7 protein-coding genes and 1 riboswitch are annotated in these 8,038 nt (G+C 30.9%); of the genes, 5 read left to right on the top strand and 2 right to left on the bottom strand.

Annotated elements, in window-relative coordinates:
- Positions 1 to 301 (bottom strand): PadR family transcriptional regulator (locus RWQ73_RS07190; protein WP_314407658.1); only part of this gene is annotated, 301 nt, incomplete at its 3' end.
- A gap of 313 nt (positions 302 to 614) precedes the next feature.
- Between RWQ73_RS07190 and RWQ73_RS07185 the strand changes: the two genes are divergently transcribed.
- The 3 genes from RWQ73_RS07185 (at position 615) to RWQ73_RS07175 (ending at position 5,257) form a co-directional block, all read left to right on the top strand.
- Positions 615 to 1,421: a DUF6612 family protein gene (locus RWQ73_RS07185; RefSeq protein WP_314407656.1), complete on the top strand. Its 807-nt coding sequence runs from the start codon at positions 615 to 617 to the stop codon at positions 1,419 to 1,421.
- Positions 1,422 to 2,417: 996 nt separating this feature from the next.
- A complete protein-coding gene (gene glmS / locus RWQ73_RS07180) occupies positions 2,418 to 4,220 on the top strand; it encodes a glutamine--fructose-6-phosphate transaminase (isomerizing) (RefSeq protein ID WP_314407468.1) in 1,803 nt (600 codons plus the stop codon).
- 156 nt (positions 4,221 to 4,376) lie between these two features.
- Positions 4,377 to 4,489, top strand: a riboswitch (FMN riboswitch).
- A gap of 207 nt (positions 4,490 to 4,696) precedes the next feature.
- Positions 4,697 to 5,257, top strand: a complete 561-nt coding sequence (locus RWQ73_RS07175) for an ECF transporter S component (protein ID WP_314407655.1) — start codon at positions 4,697 to 4,699, stop codon at positions 5,255 to 5,257.
- Between the two features lie 116 nt (positions 5,258 to 5,373).
- On the opposite strand, the gene RWQ73_RS07170 is transcribed toward RWQ73_RS07175, so the two are convergent.
- A complete protein-coding gene (locus tag RWQ73_RS07170; protein WP_314407654.1) occupies positions 5,374 to 5,730 on the bottom strand; it encodes a DUF1310 family protein in 357 nt (118 codons plus the stop codon).
- A 324-nt stretch (positions 5,731 to 6,054) separates the two neighbouring features.
- Between RWQ73_RS07170 and hemH the strand changes: the two genes are divergently transcribed.
- Positions 6,055 to 7,215: a ferrochelatase gene (gene hemH, locus RWQ73_RS07165; RefSeq protein ID WP_314407653.1), complete on the top strand. Its 1,161-nt coding sequence runs from the start codon at positions 6,055 to 6,057 to the stop codon at positions 7,213 to 7,215.
- A 351-nt stretch (positions 7,216 to 7,566) separates the two neighbouring features.
- Entirely contained in the window at positions 7,567 to 8,034 is a 468-nt protein-coding gene (locus RWQ73_RS07160) for a rhodanese-like domain-containing protein (protein WP_314407652.1), read from the top strand.
- The last annotated feature ends 4 nt before the right edge of the window (positions 8,035 to 8,038 follow it).

Genomic DNA, 8,038 nt, shown 5'->3' with positions numbered 1-8,038 from the left:
TAGCCACATCAAGTAAAAACTGTCGAAGTTTTAAATTTTTCTCCAAAACTTCCATGCCTTTCGGAGTAATATAATATTCTTTTTTTGAATTATCTATTTCTTTATCTTCAATCCAGCCAACAGAAACCATTTTCCCCAAAGTCGTGTACATTGTCGCAGGTCCGATAATAATATTATCATCGGTAATCTCTGCAACCTTTTGCATTATTAAGTAACCATGAATAGGTTCTGTTAAAACTAGAAGTGTAAAAAATATACTATCCGTTAATTCGCCCGTTTCGTAAGGGCTTACCTTTGCCATTTTATCCCTCCTAACTTAATTAGAGATAATTTTCATCTATATCAATCATCGATATATCTATCTTTGATATAATTATATATCCATCATTGATATATGTCAATAGTTATTTATAATATTTGCAAAAAAATATTACAAAATAATAAATAAAAACAAAAATACCCTCTTTAGCACATTCTATTTATTACAGATATTTTAAAAATATGCTTATAGTGTAGTAATATACCTTATTATATGGTAGAATATTTCTATAAAAATAAATATTCATTAGAATAGACTATTCATGTCTATTTTACTTAAAGTTAAGGAGAGACACATGACAAAATCATTAAAAAAATATCTATTGATTATTGCAACAGTTATTCTGTCAGTTACATTAGCTGCTTGTAGCACAGGAACTTCTACTGAACAAATTATTAATAAATCAATAGAAGCATCTAAAAATCTAAAAAGTACAGACTTTGTAGCGACTAACAGTTCTGAAATCCTAGTCGGCGAACAAACTCAAACAGTTGAGAATACTGTATCAGGATCTCTAATTATCGATCCGTTTGCAATGAAAGCTACTACAGAAGTAAAAGCTCAAGATCAAACTCAAACACTTGAACTTTACATTAAAGACGGTACTGCTTATGCAAAATCAACAGGACAAGATGAGTGGGTGAAAAGTGCAAACAACAATATCACAGCTCAATTTGAGAACCTAAAAAAAATCGCTAACTCTGAACAAATCTTAGATTTCTACAAAAAAATCAGTAAAGATTTCAAGAAAACAGAAGAAAATGGAAACTATGTACTAACATTCACTGGTAGTGGGGATCAATTTAAAGAACTTATGGTAGCCGTAGCTAACGCATCTTCAGGAAATGAAGTTAACGCTGAAGCATTTAATAACGTAGAATTTAAAAATGTTTCAATCAAACTTGTCGTTACTAAAGACTTCACTCCTGTTACTAATGAAGTTACTATGGAGCTTGCAACTAAAAACACTCCAACTCCTACAACGATGAAAATTAAACAAAACATCAAATACTCAAATGTTAACAGTGTTAAAGAAATCAGCCTACCAGATCAAGTGAAAAACGCTAAAGAAGTAGCAACTGATACTCAAAAACAACAATAAACAATAATAGACTAAACCTACTTACCTATATGGCGAGTAGGTTTTTTATTGAGATATTAATTAAATCTACATTCAATATAAAAATTTAGGGTTAAATTAATATGGAGGAAATTTTAAAATTAAATCATTTATCATTAGAAATCCTTTGGTTTTACAATAATCTTTTCATTTAGTATAATAGTATATACGATAAAAATTAGGAGGTAAATTTACATTATAGTTATAGCGCCCGAACTAAGTTCTAAAGGTTAAATTGAATTTAGTTGACGAGGAAAAAAGTTATCGAAAATTCGGCGGATGCTTTTTCGGAACCAGAGAGTTTCGTTAGATAATGTACAATGGGGTAGATCTTAATATTTCTAGGAACGAAGAGACGACGAAATATTTAGATATAGCGTATGCAACAGCAACTTAGTTTTTAAGGAAGAATGACGCGAAAAACTTTAGTTGCCACTGCTGGGGTAGATCTTAATATTTCTAGGAACGAAGAGACGACGAAATATTTAGATATAGCGTATGCAACAGCAACTTAGTTTTTAAGGAAGAATGACGCGAAAAACTTTAGTTGCCACTGCTGGGGTAGATCTTAATATTTCTAGGAACGAAGAGACGACGAAATATTTAGATATAGCGTATGCAACAGCAACTTAGTTTTTAGGAATAATGACGTAAAAAACTTTAGTTGCCACTGCTGGGGTGTACCTTAGTATCTTTAGGAACACAGTGACGACAAGATACTTACAGTGGCTACTAACAAAATATTTCATCATTACATTCCTTATATTTTGAGTAACTCATAGCTACAGCGGAGGAGTGCAGTATTAGATATAAGAACCCTTAAAATCATTATCCTCTCTCTATTAGACTCATAATGCTTCCTTTAAAGTTTACATAAACTTTATGAAGTATAATAATTTTGAGTGAATATAATTTTCATAGTACTTTCTATGAGACGACAATTAAATTAAATAAAGAAAAAAGCGAGGAATTTTTTATATGTGTGGAATTGTAGGATTTGTTGGAGAAGCAAATGGAGTTAAATTTTTAATCGATGGACTTAGCAGCCTTGAGTATCGTGGATACGACTCAGCTGGTATTGCTGGTGTCGTTAATGGAGAAGCTAGCGTTACTAAGTCTGTAGGTCGTATTAAAAATTTAGAAGCCCTAATACCTGAAGGACTTCACCTAGAATTAGGTATTGGTCATACACGTTGGGCTACTCACGGTGGAGTTAACACAACTAACTCTCACCCTCACCAAAGCTTCAACAAACGTTTTATTTTAGTTCACAATGGAGTTATCGAAAACTTCCAAGAACTTAAAGAAAGATTTTTCAAAGGTGTAGAGCTTGTTTCTGAAACTGATACTGAAGTTATCGTTCAGTTAGTACAAATTTATAGTGATCGCGGTCTTGACACTAAAGAAGCCTTCAAAAAAGCTGTATCTAAACTTCAAGGTTCTTATGCCCTTTGTTTAATCGATACAGAAGATAAAGATACATTATATGTAGCAAAAAATAAAAGTCCACTTCTTATCGGACTAGGAGAAGAAAACAAAAACTATGTCGGTAGTGATGCTTTAGCAATGATTAAGTACACTAACAACTTCTTAGAAATCAATGACGGTGAGTTTGTTATTGTAAAAAAAGATAGCGTAACTATCGAAGATAAAGAAGATAATGTTATAGAGCGTGAAAGTTTCTCAACTAATTTAAACGCTGGAGAAATCGATAAAGGTATCCACGAACATTACATGATTAAAGAAATACACGAACAAGTAGGAGCTATGCGTAATATCATCTCTCACTACTTCGATGGACATGATATTAATATTGATAGCGAAATTATTAACAACGTAAAAGATGCTGATAGATTATATATTATCGGATGCGGTACTAGTTATAATGCTGGTTTAGTAGGAAGAAACTATTTTGAAAAATGGGCTGGTATTCCTACAGAAGTACACTTAGCATCAGAATTTGCTTATAACGTACCATTATTATCTAAAAAACCAATGTTCATCTTTCTTTCTCAATCAGGAGAAACAGCCGATCTTCGTGCAGTACTTACAAAATTACGCAGTGTAAATGAAGATTATAAATTCTTAGTACTTACTAACGTTGATGCTTCAACCCTATCTCGTGAATGTGATTATACATTATTACTTCACGCAGGTGTTGAGATTGCCGTTGCATCTACTAAGGCATATACTGCACAAATCGCAACATTAAGTATACTAGCATATGAGGTTGCTAAGCAAATTGCTAAACAACCAAAATTTGATATCGAACAAGAATTATCAGTAATTACTTCAGCAATAGAATCAATTTTAGATGATGCAAAAACTATAAAAAACTTAGCTAAAAACTTATTCACAGAACGTAATGCATTCTATATCGGACGTGGAATCGACTACTACAGTGCATGCGAAGCAGCCTTAAAACTTAAAGAGGTTTCTTACATTCAAACAGAAGGATTTGCCGGAGGAGAATTAAAACACGGTACAATCGCCCTTATCGAAGAAAGAACACCAGTAGTAGCTCTTATTACAAGCGCTAAATTAGATTTAAACACACGTAGTAACGTAAGCGAAGTGGCTAGCCGTGGTGCTAATACTCTAATCATTACATTAGAAAAATTAGCTCGTAAAGGCGACTACGCAATTCCAAACGTAAATGAAGATCTTGCTCCAATCGCAAGTATCGTAGTTACACAATTATTTGCATACTACGCAGCTTACACCAAAGGACTAGATGTGGATAAACCACGTAACTTAGCTAAATCAGTAACAGTAGAATAATAAAGCAATGTATAATTAAAACGGGAGCCTCAGTAAAATCGATAAAAAACGATTTTTGAGTCACTTCCGTTTTTATCTATGTTTTAAGTTTTTTTAAAACTTTTCTCTTTACAACTAGTTTACTTCAGTTTATAATAAACCTATAATAAATAAATTATTTATCTTCGGGGCAGGGTGAAATTCCCGACCGGCGGTTAAAGTCCGCGAGCGCAAGCTGATTTGGTGAAATTCCAAAACCGACAGTACAGTCTGGATGATAGAAGATATAGAATTAATAAACTTGCACATATAACCTTACTGCATATGTATATTTATCGTACAATGTATTGTGCAACGCTTATTTTTCATACCTTTCAGTCCCGCTTTAAATTTTTTAAAGTGGTATTTTTTATTTCTAATGAGTTTTAAATCATACCCTTTCAAAAATAATATTGCTGTTATTTTTTTGCCTATGAAGATAGGAAAGAGGATTTAATATGTACAAAAAAAATGTTCATTCACTTGTTTTAAGTGGAATGCTTGCAGTTATTGCTCTACTTCTATCTTTTTTTAGTTTTGCTGTGCCATTCTTGCCACCATTTCTAAAATTTGATTTCACGTTTATCCCGCTGTTCATGGCGTTGTTATTATTAGGTTATAAAGATGCTCTTTTAGTGTCATTCTTAAAAAACTTCCTACACTTCGCATTATTATCACATGAACCAATCGGATCAATTGCCAATATCGTAGTTGAATTTACTTTCATTAGTATTATCGTACTTTTCTACAAAAAAGGTACTGCTAAAACTATTATCGGTGGTATTTTAGGAACACTAGCAATTACATTATTCATGTCACTACTTAACTACTTCGTGTTACTTCCAGCGTATGGATATATCATGAACTTAGCTGATATCGTGACTAACATAAAAACAATCGTAACGGCTGGTATTATACCATTCAACCTACTTAAAGGTGCTTTAGTAACATTCTTATTCTTCGTTACTAAGAGTGTTTACAAATCAATACCAACTAGTATTCGTAGCCGTTTCGCATAATAATATTAGATACTAATTAATTTAACCATGAAAAATCCTCCATTACATCACCTTACTGTAATGGAGGATTCCTTTTTTTAAAATTTCCTATGAAATTCTTTTTAAACTCTATTCTGTTACTTATTCAACAATTCATCCAATTTTTCTGAATGTGATACTTCTTCTACATTCGTATCTTTCTCACTTATCACCGTATCAATATTTAACTTCTCATCATTATTCACTATTAGACGTGCGTAAATCTTCTCTCCAACATTTCTTATACTCTCATAATCAATCTTGTAATCTTTAATTTTTGCTTTTGCTGTGAATGCAAGTTTATCTTTTTCTAAAATTATTTTTTCATAAAAACCACGTGCATCTGCAGTTTTTACGACTCTAACTATTTCTTTATACTTAGGATTATTTTTCATATAAATAACTCCACCTACAGCAGCCATAAATGTTATTGCTCCCAATATTTTCTTTCTCACTTAAACACATCCTCCTTTATACAACTACCAATTGGAGATTTTAAAACTCTCTTATTAGTGCACTTTTTAGTTATCTTATATATTATAACTTTTCCGTGTTTTTTGCAATAGTTTTTTAATGTTTTCTTATACTTTATAATACTTATTTACTTTTAGTTAACTCGCCATAATTACTTCTTAAATATAACAGACTAAATTAACTAAGTTTAATCAATGTGGAATCGCAATCAATAATAATTTTCTGTAATAATACGATAATACGTGTGTTTTAGTACAAAAAGTGGTATAATCATATATAACTATACAATTATGAGAGGTTAAACAATGAAAAAATCCATTCTAGTTATGACATATGGAACACCTGAAGAGTATACATTTGAAGGTATAGCTCAATTTTTCACGAATATTAGAAGAGGAGTTCGTCCTAACGATGATGAAATCAACCATTTATTAAAAAACTATCTTCGCATAGATGGTTCTCCCCTTCAAGAAATCACACTTAAAGAAGTTGATCTGCTAAAAGAAGCTGTCCGAGATGAATATCAAGTATACTTCGCAAATAAGTTCTCTTCTCCATATATCCCTGATGTAATTTCAAAAATGGAAGAAGACAATATAGAAGAATGTATTTGCTTAATTTTAGAACCTCATTATTCATTCTATTCTATTATGGGATATGAAAGATTTATTAAGAGTGATAAAATCAAATTTAATATAATAAAATCTTGGTATAAAGAAGAAAAATTAATTGAATTTTGGGCTGATGAAATCAAAAAAATTATTAATACAGAGATTAAAGATGATAGCTACAAAGTAATTTTTTCTGCACATAGCGTGCCTGAAATTGCTTTGAAATATAACGACCCTTATGTTGATCAAATCTTTGATATGACTAAGATTATAGTGGAGAAAATAGGACTCGATAAAGATAACTATACAAACACATGGCAAAGTGAAAGTGATATTGGTATGCCATGGATTAAACCTGATGTACTAGAATATTTAAGAGACCAAAAAGAACATCCTAAACACTATATATTTGTACCTCTTAGTTTTATAAGTGAACACATTGAAGTTCTTTTTGATAATGATGTTGAATGTCGTGAACTTTGCGAAGAATTTGGAGTAGCATATCATAGACCACCAATGCCAAACTATGACGCTCGTTTAATAGAAGCTCTAGTTTCTGCAGTTAATGGTAACAAAGATAATCCTTTTATCTATCATAATCCAGAACAAACAACATTTAACGAAATGGATAAAGAAAAAGCCGAAATGCCTGATTTCGTTAAAAAGATGCTAGCTAATAAAAAAGATGGTGAACAACCCGAAATGCCCGACTTCGTTAAAAAAATGCTGGCTAATAAAAAAGACGGTGAAAAACCTGAAATGCCTGACTTCGTTAAAAAAATGCTAGCCAATAAAGAAACGAGTCGTAAAGCAAAAATTTTAAATTTCGTTAAAAGTATATTTAGTAAAAAATAATATTTTATAAATTAATACTAAAAAAATATTGCACTGCTACTATCTACTAGTAGTAGTATTTTTTATTATACAAAAACTGCAATTCTTCCGACTATTACTTTTAAATAATAAAAATTAATAAGTATATTAATTTTTTATTAATTTTCATATATTCTGTTTTATATTTTTTAGTTTACATATAAATAACACTGAAATAATAGTTATCACTTATCTTAATATAATTAAATTTTATTATATAATTTGTTTATACTAAACGTTTTTTATGTTATAATAAAAGTGAAAATTAAAGGGGGATTCTATTTATGAAAAAAAAATAAAATAACTTTAGCTTTATCTAGTATACTACTTTCTGTGTCTTTAGTTGGTTGTAGTAGTGGTGATGGGCTTAACCGCTCTGCAAAAGATGGAAAAGAAAACGAAGTGGAAAAAGCATCCATCAAACTTGTTAAAGCTACAAAAACTGGAGATTATAATTTAATAAGTGCAGATGAATTGAAAAAATCTATCGATAACAAAGAAGATATGATTTTAATCAACACCATTCCTTCTGATCGCTTCGAAAAAACAAAAATCAAAGGTGCTGTAAATGCTGGTTTACCTAAAGAAATGAAAGATTTAAAACCAGAAGAAAAAGAAGCATTCTTAAAAACTTTAGGTACTGATAAAGATAAAAAAATTGTTATCTACTGTGGATTTGTTGCTTGTGAAAGAAGCCACGTCGGAGCAGTATTAGCAAAAGAAGCTGGATATAAAAATGTCTATAGATTTCCGGGCGGAATTGCCGCATGGTTAGATGCTGGAAATAGCATTGATAAATAACAAT

The organism is uncultured Gemella sp., from assembly GCF_963525875.1.
GTDB lineage: Bacteria > Bacillota > Bacilli > Staphylococcales > Gemellaceae > Gemella.
The sequence above is the reverse complement of the archived record's forward strand: the minus strand, read 5'-3'. Positions and strand labels throughout refer to the sequence as shown.

Excerpts from the sequence above, each read along its gene's own strand:
- glmS (WP_314407468.1), top strand. The coding sequence starts at position 2,418 with ATGTGTGGAATTGTAGGATTTGTTGGAGAAGCAAATGGAGTTAAATTT.
- RWQ73_RS07185 (WP_314407656.1), top strand. The coding sequence starts at position 615 with ATGACAAAATCATTAAAAAAATATCTATTGATTATTGCAACAGTTATT.
- hemH (WP_314407653.1), top strand. The coding sequence starts at position 6,055 with ATGAAAAAATCCATTCTAGTTATGACATATGGAACACCTGAAGAGTAT.
- RWQ73_RS07175 (WP_314407655.1), top strand. The coding sequence starts at position 4,697 with ATGTACAAAAAAAATGTTCATTCACTTGTTTTAAGTGGAATGCTTGCA.